A 17,289-nucleotide genomic window follows, 5' to 3' on the forward strand; every position below is an offset into this window, starting at 1 on the left:
TATGTGTACGACTTGTGGTTGCGCCAGCGGTGAGAGAAAGATCGAGGGCGACGACAATCATCAACATGATGATCACCACCACGACCACCATGACGATCACCACCATCATCATCACGATGACGGCCACCATCACGATCATCACCACCATGACCAACATGAAAGTGATGCCCCGACGCAAAAGATTCAGCATAAACATAAACACAAATATGTTGCCAAGGGGACACAACCGGTGATTGTTCACCACCACTACTATTACCATCAGGGCGATGTTCACCATCACTATCATGGCAAAGCGCCAGAGCCGATGACAGCCATTGAATCTGAGGGCATCGAACCCGATGACACCGATGCCCCCGCCGCTGAGCCTTTCACCCCGCAAGTTCATGCTGACCAGCAAGGGCTGCATTATGGGCAGGGTGAAGCTGGTAGCCATGCGCCGGGCATGGGGCAGCGCCGTTTGTTGCAAATCGAGCAAGATGTACTGAGCAAAAATAATCAGTTAGCCAGCCATAACCGTGAGCATTTTGTCGAGCAACATATTCTGGCGCTGAATTTGGTTTCCAGCCCCGGTTCCGGCAAAACCACGCTGTTGACCACCACTTTGCAGCTGCTGGCTGGGCAAGTGCCTTGCGCGGTGATTGAAGGTGATCAGCAAACGACTCATGATGCTGAACGCATTCGCGCCACCGGTGTCCCGGCGATTCAGGTCAATACCGGTAAAGGCTGTCATCTGGATGCGCAGATGGTACATGATGCTGCGCACCGCCTGAATCTCAGCAATGACAGCCTGTTATTTATTGAGAACGTTGGTAATTTGGTGTGTCCGGCCAGCTTTGACCTTGGCGAACGGCACAAAGTAGCGGTGCTTTCGGTAACGGAAGGCGAAGATAAGCCGCTGAAATATCCTCATATGTTTGCCGCTTCCACACTGATGATCATTAATAAAATCGACCTGTTACCCTATCTGGATTTTGATATTGAGCAGTGCATTAATTATGCCCGTCAGGTAAATCCTGACATTCAGGTGATTGCGCTGTCAGCCAGTAGTGGCGAGGGAATGGATATGTGGCTTGAATGGCTGGAGGCACAGCGATGTGCTTAGGCGTACCCGGCAAAATAGTCGCGGTGGGGGAAGATATCCATCAACTGGCATGGGTGGAAGTGAGCGGTGTCAAACGTGAAATCAATATCGCGTTGGTGTGCGACGAGTCACCGTCTGACCTGCTCGGCCAATGGGTATTGGTGCATGTCGGGTTTGCTATGAGCTTGCTTGATGAAGAAGAAGCCCAGCAAACACTGGCGGCATTAGCCCATATGCAAGCCGTTGGGCTGGATCTGGATGATGTCGCCAGCGAGGCTAATGATGCGCTACGTTGATGAATTCCGCGATCCGGCACTGGTCAGTGCATTATTACAGCGGATCGAAAACTTACTGCCACAACTTGCCGATCAACAACGTTTGCCGCTGCAAATTATGGAAGTGTGTGGCGGCCACACGCACGCGATCTTCAAATTTGGTCTGGATCAACTGCTGCCAGAGGGTTTGGAATTTGTTCACGGGCCGGGTTGCCCGGTGTGTGTATTGCCGATGGGCCGTATCGACAGTTGTTTGGAAATTGCCGCTCACCCACAGGTGATTTTCTGCACTTACGGCGACGCTATGCGGGTGCCGGGGCGCAATGGCTCAATGCTGGATGCCAAGCGGCGCGGGGCAGATATCCGTGTGGTTTACTCGCCGCTGGATGCCCTGACGTTGGCACAGCACCATCCTGATCGCGAAGTGGTATTTTTCGGCCTCGGTTTTGAAACCACCATGCCTGCTACCGCCTTAACACTGCAACAAGCCAAACGGCTGGGGTTGACCAACTTCACCGTGTTCTGCCAGCACATCACTATCATTCCTACCTTGCGCAGCCTGCTACAACAACCCGATGTGCGCATTGACGGTTTCCTTGCACCCGGCCATGTCAGCATGGTGATTGGCACTACGCCATACGACTTTATATGCAGCCAATTCAATAAACCGCTGGTGGTCACCGGCTTTGAGCCGCTGGATATTTTGCAGGGGCTGGTGATGCTGCTGGAGCAGATGGTCAGTGGGCGTTGTGCGGTGGAAAATCAATATCGGCGCATTGTGCCCGACAGCGGCAACCTGCTAGCGCAACAGGCGCTGACCGAGGTATTTGCAACCAAAGAGCGCAGCGAGTGGCGTGGATTGGGTGAAATCGCCGATTCCGGTGTACAGCTTAGCCCGGCTTATCAGGCGTTTGATGCTGAGCGGCGCTTCACCCCGCAGCAGCAGCAAGTGGCCGATGATCCGCGATCCCGTTGCGGCGATGTATTGACCGGCCGTTGCAAACCGGATCAATGCCCGCTGTTTGGTGGCGAATGCACGCCAGATAATGCATTTGGGGCGCTGATGGTTTCCTCCGAAGGGGCTTGCGCCGCCTACCATCGCTACAAATAAGGCCACAACTAAATGAATAAACAAGAGATTACCCTGGCACATGGCAGTGGCGGGCGGGCAATGCAGAGCTTGATCGAATCTCTGTTTTTGGCGGCGTTCTCTAACCCGGCTCTGAATGAGCGGGAAGATCAGGCGCGTATTGCGCTGGCGGATCTGGTTGCACAGGGGGATCGACTGGCGGTATCGACCGACAGCTATGTGATTGATCCTATTTTCTTTCCCGGCGGCGACATTGGCAAACTGGCGGTGTGCGGCACGGCCAATGATGTGGCGGTGAGTGGCGCGGCTCCGCGCTATCTTTCCTGTGGTTTTATTCTGGAAGAAGGGCTACCAATGGCTGCTCTGGAGCGCATTGTGCATTCAATGGCGGCCACCGCACAGCAAGCGGGCATTCAGATAGTCACCGGCGATACCAAAGTGGTTCAGCGTGGCGCGGCTGATAAGATCTTTATCAATACCACCGGCATCGGCGTGATCCCAGCAGATATCCAGTGGGGAACGGCGATGATCCGTGCGGGCGATCGGATCGTTGTCAGCGGCACCTTAGGTGATCATGGCGCAACTATCCTAAATTTACGCGAAGGTTTGGGGCTAGAGGCGGAACTGACCAGTGATTGCGCGCTACTGGCACCGTTGATTGCGCCACTACGCCATATTACCGGTGTGCGGGCGCTGCGTGATGCCACTCGTGGTGGGGTTACGGCAATTCTGCACGAATTCGCCGCCGCCAGCGGCTGTGGCATGGAAATCAACGAAGCGGATTTACCATTAAAACCGGCGGTACGTGGTATTTGTGAATTACTGGGGCTGGATGCACTCAACTTTGCCAATGAGGGCAAGCTGGTACTGGTGGTCTCACCTGATGCGCAAGATGCTGTTTTAGCTGAATTACAGCGCCACCCACTCGGCCGTGATGCCGCCGTTATCGGGCAGGTGACCGAGAATAAACAGGTGCGGTTATGCGGCGCATTTGGCGTTTCACGTAAACTGGATTTGCCGTTGGATGAGCCGCTACCTCGAATCTGCTGATCCCATTTGTCCTTGAAGCCGCAGGGGTGTTAGCTGCGTTCGCACACCCGAATCACTGACTTGTGTCAGCTCATCGGGATTTGCTTACTTGCTGCCTACCTGCAACTCCAATGACTTTTGGGATCCCATTTGTCCTTAAAGCCGCAGGGGTGTTAGCTGCGTTCGCGCACCCGAATCACTGACTTGTGTCAGCTCATCGGGATTTGCTTACTTGCTGCCTACCTGCAACTCCAATGACTTTTGGGATTCCATTTGTCATGAAAGTGACAGGCGATTAACAAGTTGATAAGCGGGGAAATATGCCGAATGGGTCGTAGCGACGTAAGTCGCCGGAGCGCCCATCGGTGCAGTCGCCCCGCGATCTCCAGGCGATAAAACAGGCTGCTGGCAGCCTTGCGAAGGAGTTTTTGTGGATAAAAACGGTCTCAGTCTGCGGATAAAAGGTAAGGTGCAAGGGGTGGGTTTTCGCCCCTATATCTGGCAACTTGCCCACCGTTTTGGCCTGCAAGGGGATGTCAGCAACGACAGCGCGGGGGTGACGGTTCACCTATGGCGAGCCCCGGCGGTGGCGGATTTTTTACAAGCATTGCCACAAGATTGCCCACCATTGGCGCACATTGATAGCATTGATACCACACCATACCACTGGGCGCAGCCGCCGCTGGATTTCGTGATTCAGCACAGTGGGGCTGGGCAGATGGACACCCAAATTGTGCCGGATGCCGCGACCTGTGATGCTTGCCTGAGTGAGATGAATAACCCTGCTAACCGTCGCTACCACTATCCTTTTATCAACTGCACCCATTGCGGCCCACGTTTTACTATTATCCAGCGCATGCCGTATGACCGCCCTTTTACCGCCATGAGTAAGTTCCCGCTGTGTGCGGCTTGTCAGGCTGAATATGACCATCCCGCAGACCGTCGTTTTCATGCCCAGCCCAATGCTTGCGCGGATTGTGGCCCGCAACTGTGGCTAACGGGAGCTGATGGGCAGACCATGGCTCTGGGTTTCTCCGCGCTAGAGCAGGCCGCTGCGGCGCTGTTGGCGGGCAACATTGTGGCCGTCAAAGGGCTGGGTGGTTTTCATCTGGCGGTGGATGCCACCAATGCTGTCGCCGTGACTCGCTTGCGCGAGCGTAAACATCGGCCATCCAAGCCGCTGGCGGTAATGTTACCGGATGTCGATTGGCTGCATAGCTGTGTATCAAGTGCTGATCATACTGCGTTGCTCGGTTTGCTACGCAGCCCGGCCGCCCCGATAGTTCTGGTGGCAAAGCAGCCGGAAAGCCCACTTTGTGCGGAGGTCGCGCCCGAGTTACCCGAAATTGGCGTGATGCTGCCGGCTAACCCACTGCAACATTTGCTGCTGCAACAGGTGGCGCGCCCGTTGGTGATGACCTCCGGTAATGGTAGAGGTAAGCCGCCCGCTCTGAGTAATCAACAGGCTCTGAGTGCCTTGAGTGAAATTGCCGACCACTGGCTGCTGCACGACAGGGAAATCGTGCAACGCGCAGACGATTCATTGGTGCGCCTGACGCCGCGCGGGGCTGAAATGCTGCGCCGCGCCCGAGGTTATGTACCAGACACTTTCGAGTTGCCGCCAGGGTTTAGCCAGCAACCCGCTATTCTGGCGCTGGGGGCGGATATGAAAAATACCTTTTGCTTGCTGCGAGACAGCAATGCGGTGCTAAGCCAGCATTTGGGTGATCTGGAAGATCGCGATATTGCGCAGCAACAGCAGCAGTTACTCGCACTGTTTTGCGATATTTATCATTTTACCCCGCAGGCGGTGGTGGTAGATGCGCATCCCGCTTATGTCAGTCACCAATTTGGTCAAGAATGGGCGGCGCAGCACAACATTCCCTACGTGGAAGTGCTTCATCATCATGCTCATTTAGCGGCTTGCCTGGCAGAACATGCTTGGCCGCGTCAAGCTGGAGAGGTGATAGGCCTGGCGTTGGACGGGCTGGGATATGGCGCAGAAGGGAAGCTCTGGGGCGGCGAATGCCTACGAGTGGATTATGTGAATTGTGAATACGTTGGCGGTTTGCCTGCGGTGGCTTTACCCGGTGGGGATCTGGCCTCGCGCCAGCCGTGGCGCAATTTACTGGCGCAGTTTCAGCGTTTTGTACCGAATTGGCAAAACTTGCCCGAAGCGGGGGCTATCCCTCAACCGCAGGGTGAGGTACTGGCGCGGGCGATTGCGCGCGGCATTAATGCGCCATTAGCCTCGTCGGCGGGGCGGTTATTTGATGCGGTAGCGGCGGCGCTAAATATTGTGCCGCAAGCTATCAGCTGGGAGGGAGAGGCGGCTTGTCTGTTGGAAGCACTGGCATGGCAAAGTTCCAGAACAGTTCCACCCGTTACTATGCCACTGCGCGATAATCAATTGGACTTAGCAACCTTTTGGCGACAATGGCTGGCTTTCGATGCTGCACCGGCTGAAAGAGCTTATGCTTTCCACTTTGCTCTCGCGCAGGGCTTTGCGACTTTGGCCCGACAGGCAGCACAGCGCTTTGGCATTGAAACTATTGCATTTTCTGGCGGCGTGCTGCATAACCGATTACTACGTGAATTACTCAGCGAACAATTGCATGATTTCCAGCTATTGATGCCTCAGCGCCTGCCAGCCGGTGATGGTGGACTAGCGCTGGGGCAGGCAGTAATAGCGGCTGCGCGCAGCTGATCAGGGCGATTGTACCGTGCCAGAGCTGCTGATAATGCAGGCAAGTGGCGAGTCATTAACACCAGTGTTTTTCAGAACAAAATAATTCGAAGTGATGATTACAGCAGATCGTGTTTAATGGCGGTCAATCGTGTTAATAATAGTCAAAATTGTCGGTAGAAATGTCGGTAGAAAGCGCATCGGCTTTAAACCCGATAGCTGAGCGTATCTTAGCGGCTATTATCGTAAATCCTACTATTACGATTGTTGAAATGGCCAATGAATTGAAAGTCAGTAGCCGTACAATTGAGCGTAATATCAAACGACTACAACAGAAGGGTTGCCTTGTTAGAGTTGGTGCGACCAAAAGTGGCTATTGGAGGATTATTTGATGGATTTATTGCCAGATGCACTGGCCAGCGCTTGCTTACAGCAATTTCGTGCCACGCCGCCATTGGTGCATTGTCTGACCAACGAAGTGGTGCAGTCATTTACAGCCAATGTGTTACTCGCACTGGGGGCTTTCCCTGCGATGGTGGTCGAGCCGCAAGAGGCGGCGCAATTCAGTACGATGGCGAACAGTTTGCTTATCAATATTGGTACGTTGCATCGGGCGCGAGCAGAGTCGATGCTGAGCGCGATAACCGCAGCCAATCAAGCGGGCACGCCATGGGTACTCGATCCGGTTGCTGTGGGTGGTCTGGCATATCGCACTGATTTTGCCCGCCATTTACTCACCCTAAAACCGGCGGCTATACGTGGAAATGCCTCAGAGATCATGGCATTGAGTGGTATGGCAACCATGGGGCGCGGTGTCGATAGTGTCGATACGTCACTGGCGGCATTACCGGCCGCTCGCCAATTGGCACAGCGCGCCCAGACAGTGGTTGCGGTGACGGGGGAGGTTGATTACATCACTGATGGTCTGCGCGATGTTGCGGTGACTGGTGGCGATAAGCTAATGACCCGTGTAGTCGGGGCCGGCTGCGCACTGTCTGCAGTGGTGGCGGCGTTTTGTGCGCTAGAAGGCGATCGTTTGCACCACGTTGCGACCGCTTGCCGAATTATGTCGCAGGTCGGGGGGCAAGTATCTCAACGCGTCGCAGGACCGGGGAGTTTTGTGCCAGCCTTCCTTGATGGCCTTTATCAATTGGAAATCCTCACGTATTAAGTCTCGCCTGATTTTATCGCCTTCCTGACAGATTTTATTCTCAGATTAAAATTAATTCTGTGCCTCTTTGGAGGCTTTAAATTAATTTTCAGCAAATATTTTTCCATGGTTTAGAATTTGAATGGAGAGCATTCTCATTCTTTTGTTTTCTTGGTCTTTTTCTACATCCCTGTTTTTTAGCTCCCTAATAAACATATAGGAAAATACAATGGCCAGTTTGAACAGTTATAAAATAGCGGCGTTATTTGTCGTCGGAATTCTCGTAGCAGGATGCGCCTCAAAAATGACAACCAGTGCACAATACTCTGGTTTTCTTGGTGATTATAGTAAGTTACAAGAAGCGGAATCTGCGAGCGGCCAGAAAATATTGCGTTGGGTTTCGCCAGATTTTAATGTGGCGAAGTATACTGGTGTTTATTATACACCGCTGGTCTATTATCCAAAATCAAGTCCAAATCAGCGAGTGAGTCAAAAAACATTAAATGACATACTGGATTACGCGAATAAAAGACTTAAAGAAGCCGTTAGCCACCAATTGCCGTTAGTTAATTCACCGAAAAAACGGAATACGTTGATTGTACGAGGTGCTATTACTGCGGTTTCTGCCGAAGATAAAGATCTTGAAGTCTATGAGATGATACCCATAGCTGCTGTTATTGCTGGCACCATGGCAGCAACGGGTAATCGTACTCAGCATACTGCGCTTTATTTGGAAATACAGGTTATCGACTCCAATACCGGCAAACCGGTTATTGTTGTGGTGCGCAAAGCCTATGGTAAAGATGTCAGTAATAGTGGTGAACCAATCACTGCTGATGAAGTAAAAAGTACAATAGATGGATTGGTTTACGACATTATTAATTTCAAGGTTAAAAGCCAGCCCGCTTCATAAAATATTGATTGCCGCTCAGCCCCGGAGAGTAATTAATCTGGTGGCTGAGCGGTACTTATTGAAACTTTACTCGCTGTAACCCGCCTGATGAGTAATATTTAATAGCTCGTTTAATTTCATCGGCTTACCTAGCAGATAACCCTGAACTTCATCGCACTTGAGTGTTTGTAGATGCTCAAGTTGTTCTGTGGTTTCTACTCCCTCGGCGGTGACCGTCATTGATAGTGCGTGGCCGAGATTTATAATACCTTCAACAATTGATTGCCCCTCATGGGATTGCGTCAGTTCATCAATAAAGCTCTTATCTATTTTTAGTCCATCGAATGGGAAGCGGCGCAGGTAATTCAGTGAAGAGTATCCGGTCCCAAAATCATCCATGGATAAACGCACGCCAAGGGCTTTCAATGCTGTCATGGTTTTAAATGCTCCATCGGCATCTTCAATCATTATCCGTTCAGTGATTTCCAATTCCAGTCGATGGCTCGGTAGCCCGGTTAATAACAGAACTTGTCGCACCCGTTCGATCAGGCGTTGGCTTCTGAATTCAATGGCAGAAATATTGACAGAAATAATCAATGATGCTGGCCAGGCAGCCGCGTCCTGACAGGCTTGCAACATCGTCCAGTCACTGATGGCGGTGATAAGTCCGGTTTCCTCTGCCAGAGCAATAAATTGATCTGGCATTAGTAACCCTAAAACAGGGTGGTTCCAGCGTACCAGAGCTTCAGCACCGGTCAGTTTTGTGCCCTCAATGCGATAACGTGGCTGATAATAAAGACTGAATTCATTATGTTTAACTGCCTGACGTAAGAAACGCTCCAGTTCACTGCGCTGCATCAGGCGGTCATTCATTTCGCTGGAATAGAAACTCCAGCGGTTACGGCCGCTATTTTTGGCTGCATACATCGCAATATCGGCAAAACGTAATAGCTCCTCTGCTTGCATTGAGTCTTGTGGTGCCAGAGCAATGCCAATGCTGGCACCGATAAAAATCTCCTGATTATTAATCATATATGGGCTTTCGATACGAGCAATAACACGGGCGCAGAGTTGTTCAATTTCTTTGGTAGAAGAAAGCCCGGTAATAATCAGAATGAATTCATCTCCTCCCTGACGAGCGACCAAATCCTGATCGCGCAAACAGCTTCTCAGGCGTTCAGATACCTGATGTAGCACCTGATCACCGGTAACATGACCAAAGGTATCGTTAACCGGTTTAAACTTATCCAGATCAACATTGAGGATCACTAATGGATGTGGTGCAGCGGCCAGGTTTCTCAGTTTGTTTTCTAAAAACTCTTTCATTCGCAGGCGGTTAGGTAAACCAGTCAGTGCGTCATGCAATGAAAGGTGTTGGATTCGTTCTTGTGCTTCTATCTCTCTGGTAATATCCGAGGCGGTGCCACGAAAACCCACAATTTGGTCATTTTTGATGATGGGTTTGGCATAAATCCGGCAAATACGTTTGTCGCCTTTTGCTGAGAAATAGGTGCATTGCAGCTCATTGCGCGATTCCGTCAGGTGGGTATATTGCAGCCAGGAGCGCAGCGGAATAAGGTCACAATTTAACAGTGAGTCGAGATTACGGCCCAACCAGCGTTCAACGCTTAACCCGGTAATGGTTAAAAATCGCTGGGAAAGATAAGTGATGCGCAGATCGGCATCGGTTTCCCATAACCAGTCAGTTGCAGCTTCAGCTACATGTCGAAAGCGTTCTTCGCTGGCGATTAAAGCCGCTTTATTTTCATCAGCGATACGTGCTTCAGACATAGCCCGCCGTAGCACCAGCCAACCACTCAGTCCGAGAATCAAAGCAACCAGTGCCAGCAGTGGGAGCAAAATATTGAGCAATTGCACTCCCGGCATATTTTGGTTCCAGCGCAGCGTCAGCACACTGTTATCATTAGATGATAATTGCATTGAGGGGCTGGAAGCCGCATCTTTTTCGTCCCGAGGTGTGCGCAGTTGATTAATGCCGTAACTCTCTCCCAGCGCTTGTAGCTCAGATTGCGTCAATAAGTTGGCAAAGACTAAAACAGAAGGTGGGCCAGCAATGGGCTTAACTCGTGGATCATTGCCGGTGGTTAAAGCGGCGGCGGCAATAATGGCAGGCAGTCCGTCAACATTGATGATTTCTGTCGCGGCATATTCATTTTCCGCCTGATTGCGTACTGAATTAACAAATGGCGTAATATCTTCGTGGAGCCAATCTTGCAGGGGGGTATTGACCCATTGCCCATTAATGACGGAATAACGGGTTTTTCCTTGTCCATCGATAACAAAAATGCCGTCATAACCAAAGTTTTTGTAAAGTGATGGCCCCAAATTCTGGCTGACAAAGGCCCAGTCAGGGTCTACCGTAACATGCAGATGTTGATAGGCATCGCCCCAAAAAGCATTATCTTTTATTCTGACTTTCATGGATTTCTGGCGCAGTTCCCAGGCTTTTTCCACCAGAAAACGACTTTGGGATACCGCTTGTTCATTTAATTGTGAAGCGATGTAGATAATGCCTGCTGCGGCGATAATAATCGTTGCCCCAACTAACAATGCCATGGTTTGCAAAGTCCGTTTAGCAAAGAAAACATTTTCCCCTCTTGCCCGCGGTTCTGGCGGGGTGGAGTTTGTCATAGTGAATTCCTTTATACCCGTCATCGTTCAAATCGGCTCCAGACCGATTAACCTCTTGCTCACTGTATCTTCCGTTAGCTGGAAATCTCTGGGGCATACTCATTAAATATCGGTTTAATCCACAGGAAATGAAGGCTCTGGGCAATATAAACTAACATAACTCCGCCGAGTTATTATTTGAGCTTAGAATAATATGGTGTTTTGCTGCTGTTTTTTCACCAAAAACGATAGGAATAAAACCAGACGATGGTTTTTTCACTACGGCAAATGTGCAAGGAGCTATCAAGGAAGTGCTGGAATGGTTACAGCTCTACGATAGGAATTTTGGCTGCAAGGCGTTAAAGTGACTTAAGATTATTATTAATCATACTAAACTTTGCTTATGTTACATCCAACCTAATGTCCCCGCCGAGAGTAAGGAATTAATGACCATGTTTACACTGAATTGGGTTTGCAAACCGATAATGCCTGACGTACTGCGAACCCTTTGCGCTCGGCTACATTTTTTGATGCTGTGTTTCCTTACTTTATTAGGTATCAGCGCGCAAAGTGTGATGGCAGCAGCCCCATTGCCCGCGGTGACCGTTGCGGTAGTGACTTCTGCAATCCCAGATAGTGCATTGCAGTTTCTCGGACGGGTAGAAGCTATTCAGGCGGTGGATGTAACAACCCGAACAGAGGGATTTATTGCCGCCAGATTGTTTACCGAAGGCCAGATGGTTAAGCAGGGAGACCTGCTATATGAAATTGATCCTGCTTTGCATCAGGCATCTGTGACTCAGGCTCAGGCCCAGTTAGACAGTGCAACCGCCAGCGCCAACCATGCACAGGTGAATCTCACCCGCATACAGCGTTTGGGCAATAACCGCTCGGTCAGTCAGGCTGAAGTCGATGAAGCGCAGGCGCAGCGAGATATTAGCCGAGCGGCGGTAGCTCAGGCGCAAGCAAACTTGCAGATTCAACAACTGCAACTCAGTTTTACTCGCATTTATGCCCCGATCACCGGCCAAATTGGACACAGCCGCTTTAATGTTGGCAGTTTGATTAACCCAGCCAGTGGCACCTTAGTGAGTATTGTACAACTTGACCCTATTCGTGTGGCTATAGCGGTAAATGAAAGAGATTACATCACTGCCACATATCAGTTATCCACGACAGGTGCAGCCTCTGCCAGCGACAACAGCGCACTGGCATTTGAGCATTTCACTCCGCGCATTCAACTGGCAAATGGTAAGCAATATCCAGAAAGCGGTGTTTTTGAATCGGTTGATAATCAAATTGATAAACAGACCGGCACTGTGACGATTCGCACCCGTTTTGACAATCCACGGCATTTATTACTGCCCGGAGGTGTGGTGAATGTGTCGCTGGCGGCTGAAACCGCAAAAGCCGTTACCGCCATCCCGATTGCGGCATTGCAACAGAATAAACAGGGTCATTTTGTGTTGGTCGTGACAGATAAAGATCAGGTGGAAGTGCGGCCGGTCACCCTCGGTGAGCAGTTTGAACAGCAATATGAAGTGAAAGATGGGCTGAAAGTGGGCGAGCGCGTGATTGTATCGGGGCTACAGCATGTCCGGCCGGGTATGACCGTGAACGCCAGTGTTGCCACGCCGCTGACTGCGAACTAAGGGGAAGGACAGATGCTGCATTTCTTTATCCGTCGTCCCAAGTTCGCCATTGTTATTGCGCTAGTGATAACCATTGTTGGCTGGGTGTCACTGCATGTGATTCCGGTCGAGCAATATCCAGATATCACGCCGCCAGTTGTGTCGGTCAGTGCTGTTTATCCGGGGGCCAGTGCTCGCGATGTGGCGCAAGCTATTGCGTCACCGCTGGAGGCTCAGGTCAATGGTGTCAGCAATATGCTGTATATGGAATCCACCAGTGGCAATAACGGCAGCTATCAACTGAGCATCACTTTCGCCAGTGGCACTGATCCGGATATGGCCGCAGTTGAAGTGCAAAACCGCATTTCTCAGGTGAGCGCCCAGCTCCCGGCAGAAGTGAATGAAAACGGTATTTCAGTGCGCAAACGCGCTTCTAACTTGCTATTGGGCGTGAGTGTCTTCTCACCGAAACAGACCCATAACGCTTTGTTTGTGAGCAACTACACCAGCATACAACTGCGTGATGCTATTGCGCGTATCAATGGTGTGGGTGATGTGCAGGTGTTTGGTGCGCGTGATTACAGCATGCGCGTGTGGCTGAATCCACAACGCATGGAATCCCTGAATGTCAGTGTGCAGGACATTGTAGCGGCATTACAACAGCAGAATGTGCAGGCAGCAGCAGGGCAGATTGGTTCGTCGCCGTCGACGCCAGACCAGCAGCAAACCCTGACCATTAGTGGGCAAGGGCGGCTGAGCGACCCGCAAGAATTTGCCAATGTCATTATTCGTAGCAATCCACAGGGCGGTATGATTCGGCTGGGTGATGTTGCACGCGTAGCGCTTGGTGCGCAAAACTATCAGGTTAGTGCAGCACAAAACCAGACTGAGTCAGCCTTTTTGGTGGTGTATCCGGTTCCCGGTGCCAATGCGTTAAATGTGGCAAATGGCGTGCGGGATGAGATGGCTCGCCTGTCGGCCTCTTTCCCTCCCGATCTGACCTATGAAATCAACTACGACTCCACTTTGCCGGTCACGGCAACCTTGCATGAAATCGCGCTTTCACTGACATTGACGCTGATTGTGGTGTTAGCGGTGGTGTATCTGTTTTTACAAAGTATGCGGGCGACCTTTATTGTCGCGCTCACCATTCCGGTTTCGCTGCTAGGCACCTTTGCTGTGCTGTATGTCTTTGGTTACTCAGCGAATACGCTCAGTCTGTTCGCGATTATTTTGGCACTGACTATTGTGGTGGATGACGCCATTGTGGTGGTCGAAAACGTCGAGCGTTTGCTATCAAATGATCCAGACCTCACCCCAGCGCAAGCAACCAAACAGGCAATGAGTCAGATTGCCGGGCCAATTATTGCCACCACACTGGTGCTGATGGCGGTATTTGTGCCCATCGCCATTCTGCCCGGCATCGTGGGGGAGCTGTATCGACAGTTCGCCGTCACTCTCTCGGCGGCGGTTATTTTGTCCAGTATCAATGCATTAACCTTAAGCCCCGCACTCTGTGCGGTATTGCTTAAGCGCCGCACGTTGTCGACTACCGGCGTGTTTGGCGGGATAAACCGCGGGTTGGACAGTGCCCGTGATGGCTATGTCTCATTAACAGGACGAATCAGTAGCCGCGCCGTATTCAGTATTGCCGCATTGCTGCTGGTGGGGCTGGCAACCTGGTGGGGTTATACCCGCTTGCCGACTTCATTCTTGCCGGAAGAGGATCAGGGCTATTTCTTTGTCAGTTTGCAACTGCCCGATGGGGCGTCTTTGAATCGCACGCAGACGGTAATGGACCAGATGTACCAGCAGGTGACCGCCAACGACGCAGTCGAGGATGTGATCAAAATTACCGGTTTCAGCTTGCTTAGTGGCAATAACTCGCCAAATGCGGGTTTTGCGATTGTGATGCTTAAACCTTGGGGGCAGCGGCCACATATTGATCAGGTGCTGGCGAATATTCAGGCCAATCTGGCGGCCATTCCCTCTGCGATGATCATGGCGGTTAACCCACCGGCAATTGCCGGTTTGGGCAGTGCTTCGGGCTTTGATTTGCGGATTCAAGCCCTGTTGGGGCAAACCCCGCAGGAATTGGCGCAGGTCAGTCAGGGGATTATTTTTGCTGCCAACCAAGACCCAAAACTGAGTCGGGTGTTTACCACATTTAGTGCTTCAGTACCTGAAACTAACCTGAGTATTGACCGCGATCGTGCCGCGTTATTACAGGTGCCAGTCAGTCGTATTTTCCAGACGTTACAGACCTCACTTGGGGGGATGAATGCCGGTGATTTCACCCTCAATAACCGTATGTTTCGAGTGCAGTTACAAAATGATATGGATTTCCGTCAGCGTACTGCGCAGATCAATAGTTTGAATGTGCGCAGTGATAACGGCGCATTGGTCAGTTTAGCGAATCTGGTCACTCTGACCCCCTCAGTTGGCGCGCCGTTTATCAGCAATTTTAACCAGTTCCCCTCGGTAGCGATTAGCGGGTCTGCGGCTGATGGGGCCAGTTCTGGGCAGGCAATGGCGGCGATGGAGGCGCTATTAGCACAGAATTTACCGCAAGGTTACAGCTATAGCTGGAGTGGGATGTCATGGCAAGAGCAGCAAACTGGCGGTCAGGTAGTGTTTATTTATCTGGCGGCGTTAGTGTTCGCTTACTTGTTCCTGGTGGCCCAGTATGAAAGCTGGAGTATACCGCTGGTGGTGATCCTCTCGGTGGTATTTGCGGTGGGCGGTGCGGTCGCAGGGTTGTCAGCGATGGGCTTTGCCAATGATGTGTACGCACAGATCGGATTGGTGCTCTTGATAGGGCTGGCGGCCAAGAATGCGATATTGATTGTCGAATTCTCCAAAGCCCGGCGGGAAGAGGGAGCGACTATTGCACAGGCGGCACAAGACGGTGCCAAACAGCGTTTCCGCGCGGTGATGATGACGGCAATCTCATTTATCCTCGGCGTGATGCCGTTGGTGTTTGCCAGTGGTGCGGGGGCAATGAGCCGTCAGATTATTGGTATCACTGTGTTTGGCGGCATGTTAATGGCCACCGCTGTCGGAATTTTGTTTATTCCTGCCCTGTATCTGCATATTCAGCGGTTACGTGAATGGACCAAAACACCTAAGTCTCCTTCTGATACTGATCTACAACCGTAACTATTAACTTATGATGCCACCACCACTACGTGGTGGCATCATTCTGCGACATCTTTGTGCATTTGCCTCTTAAAAGTGCGCATAACTCGAACTTGTTATCATCATATTGGCCTTTCCCATTACATAAAGTGCGGGTATTCCGGCCGGTGAGCGGGTGTTTGTTATTTGGTACAAACCTTGCTTTAGCCATAGACCGCTCTATTACTGTTAAATTGCAGGGATAAGGTCTATGTCACAGGTAAAACAAGTACCGGAATTAAAACGCACATTAGGTAGTTTTCAATTATGGGGTATTGCCGTCGGATTGGTGATTTCCGGCGAATACTTTGGCTGGAGTTATGGCTGGGCGCAGGCGGGGACGCTAGGGTTTTTGTTCACCGCTTTAGGTGTCGCCGCCATGTATACGGCATTTATTTTCAGTTTTACTGAGCTAACCACTTCAATTCCCCATGCAGGCGGGCCATTTGCTTACGCTCACCGTGCATTTGGCCCTACCGGTGGATTTATTGCCGGTCTTGCGACCTTGATTGAGTTTGTCTTTGCGCCGCCAGCAATTGCGATGGCAATTGGTGCTTATATTAACGTCCAATTCCCCGCTATTGACCCTAAATGGGTTGCTGTTGGCGCTTATTTGGTCTTTATGTCACTGAATATTTTGGGTGTCAGTATTGCTGCCACCTTTGAATTATTAGTCACAGTTTTGGCGATTTTTGAATTACTGGTGTTTATGGGTGTGGTTGCACCGGGTTTTGAAGCCAGTAACTTTGTTAAAGGGGGCTGGGCTGGCGCCGATACATTCAGTCTGGGATCAATGTCAGGTATTTTTGCTGCCATTCCTTTTGCTATCTGGTTCTTCCTGGCGATTGAAGGGGCTTCGATGGCTGCTGAAGAAGCCAAGGAGCCGCAGCGCACTATTCCGCGTGCTTTTATTTGCGGCATTTTGACATTAGTGGTGCTGGCATTGGGTGTTATGGTCTTTGCTGGTGGGGTCGGTGACTGGACTAAGTTGTCGAATATTAATGATCCGTTACCACAAGCAATGAAAATTATTGTTGGCAGTGACAGTGGCTGGTTACATATGCTGGTATGGCTCGGGTTGTTTGGCCTGATAGCTTCTTTCCACGGTATTATCATGGGGTATTCACGCCAAATTTTTGCCCTGGCCCGCGCGGGGTATTTGCCTAAGCCTTTGGCAACCGTCAATCGGCGTTTTCGTACTCCTCACCTGGCAATTTTGGCTGGTGGTGTGGTGGGTATCGCGGCGATTTTCTCGGATTCATTGATAGTCATTGGTGGCATGCCACTAACAGCAAATATCGTCACTATGTCGGTGTTTGGTGCCATCGTGATGTATATCACCTCGATGTTGTCATTATTTAAATTGCGGCAAACAGAGCCTGCTTTAACGCGTCCTTTCTCCGCGCCACTTTACCCATTCGCCCCCGCATTAGCATTGGTGTTGGCGGTAGTCTGTCTGGTGGCCATGATCTATTACAACCCTCTGTTGGCGCTGATATTCGCTGGAATGATGTTAGCCGGTTATATTTATTTCCGTCTAACCCATCGTTCGCGCGCCGCTGCCGCATTTGATCCACAGTTGAGTGGTGCAGAGTGATATAGACATAAATACAGGCTGCTGTCGCAGCCTGATGAGCTAAAGGACGC

At 51.0% G+C, this 17,289-nt stretch carries 12 protein-coding genes; 11 read left to right on the top strand and 1 reads right to left on the bottom strand.

The genetic code is table 11. The features are described from left to right. Position 1: 1 nt before the first annotated feature. The 8 genes from hypB (at position 2) to FTB31_RS10460 (ending at position 8,224) form a co-directional block, all read left to right on the top strand. Complete coding sequence (gene hypB, locus FTB31_RS10425) at positions 2 to 1,102, top strand: hydrogenase nickel incorporation protein HypB (RefSeq protein ID WP_077175160.1); 1,101 nt, start codon at positions 2 to 4, stop codon at positions 1,100 to 1,102. Then, the gene (hybG, locus tag FTB31_RS10430; RefSeq protein ID WP_005173940.1) at positions 1,093 to 1,377 is read left to right on the top strand and encodes a hydrogenase maturation factor HybG; all 285 of its coding nucleotides are present in this window, start codon (positions 1,093 to 1,095) and stop codon (positions 1,375 to 1,377) included. The genes hypB and hybG overlap by 10 nt, the downstream gene beginning before the upstream one ends. Continuing rightward, entirely contained in the window at positions 1,364 to 2,467 is a 1,104-nt protein-coding gene (hypD, locus tag FTB31_RS10435) for a hydrogenase formation protein HypD (RefSeq protein WP_227731357.1), read from the top strand. Before hybG ends, hypD begins: the two co-directional genes overlap by 14 nt. 12 nt (positions 2,468 to 2,479) lie before the next feature. Next, the gene (hypE, locus tag FTB31_RS10440; protein ID WP_227731358.1) at positions 2,480 to 3,496 is read left to right on the top strand and encodes a hydrogenase expression/formation protein HypE; all 1,017 of its coding nucleotides are present in this window, start codon (positions 2,480 to 2,482) and stop codon (positions 3,494 to 3,496) included. A 409-nt stretch (positions 3,497 to 3,905) separates the two neighbouring features. Then, positions 3,906 to 6,182 carry a carbamoyltransferase HypF gene (hypF, locus tag FTB31_RS10445; RefSeq protein WP_227731359.1) on the top strand — a complete coding sequence of 759 codons (2,277 nt, stop codon included), beginning with the start codon at positions 3,906 to 3,908 and terminating at the stop codon, positions 6,180 to 6,182. A gap of 161 nt (positions 6,183 to 6,343) precedes the next feature. Next, positions 6,344 to 6,553, top strand: coding sequence for a MarR family transcriptional regulator (locus FTB31_RS10450; protein ID WP_077295315.1), 210 nt, complete (start codon positions 6,344 to 6,346; stop codon positions 6,551 to 6,553). Then, positions 6,553 to 7,332 (top strand): hydroxyethylthiazole kinase, encoded by a 780-nt coding sequence (thiM, locus tag FTB31_RS10455; protein ID WP_227731360.1) that lies wholly within the window; start codon positions 6,553 to 6,555, stop codon positions 7,330 to 7,332. Before FTB31_RS10450 ends, thiM begins: the two co-directional genes overlap by 1 nt. Before the next feature lie 208 nt (positions 7,333 to 7,540). Further along, entirely contained in the window at positions 7,541 to 8,224 is a 684-nt protein-coding gene (locus tag FTB31_RS10460) for a DUF3313 domain-containing protein (RefSeq protein ID WP_227731361.1), read from the top strand. 66 nt (positions 8,225 to 8,290) lie between these two features. Here the strand turns inward: FTB31_RS10460 and FTB31_RS10465 are convergent, their stop codons facing one another. Next, positions 8,291 to 10,855, bottom strand: a complete 2,565-nt coding sequence (locus FTB31_RS10465; RefSeq protein WP_050077166.1) for a bifunctional diguanylate cyclase/phosphodiesterase — start codon at positions 10,853 to 10,855, stop codon at positions 8,291 to 8,293. A gap of 431 nt (positions 10,856 to 11,286) precedes the next feature. Between FTB31_RS10465 and FTB31_RS10470 the strand changes: the two genes are divergently transcribed. The 3 genes from FTB31_RS10470 to eat all read left to right on the top strand — a co-directional run bounded on the left by FTB31_RS10470 (position 11,287) and on the right by eat (position 17,239). After that, positions 11,287 to 12,486, top strand: a complete 1,200-nt coding sequence (locus tag FTB31_RS10470) for an efflux RND transporter periplasmic adaptor subunit (RefSeq protein ID WP_050077168.1) — start codon at positions 11,287 to 11,289, stop codon at positions 12,484 to 12,486. Between the two features lie 12 nt (positions 12,487 to 12,498). Continuing rightward, positions 12,499 to 15,624: an efflux RND transporter permease subunit gene (locus FTB31_RS10475; protein WP_077295319.1), complete on the top strand. Its 3,126-nt coding sequence runs from the start codon at positions 12,499 to 12,501 to the stop codon at positions 15,622 to 15,624. A gap of 229 nt (positions 15,625 to 15,853) precedes the next feature. Further along, positions 15,854 to 17,239 carry an ethanolamine permease gene (gene eat / locus FTB31_RS10480; protein WP_227731362.1) on the top strand — a complete coding sequence of 462 codons (1,386 nt, stop codon included), beginning with the start codon at positions 15,854 to 15,856 and terminating at the stop codon, positions 17,237 to 17,239. The last annotated feature ends 50 nt before the right edge of the window (positions 17,240 to 17,289 follow it).

The sequence above is a fragment of the Yersinia proxima genome, assembly GCF_902170785.1.
Taxonomy (GTDB): domain Bacteria; phylum Pseudomonadota; class Gammaproteobacteria; order Enterobacterales; family Enterobacteriaceae; genus Yersinia; species Yersinia proxima.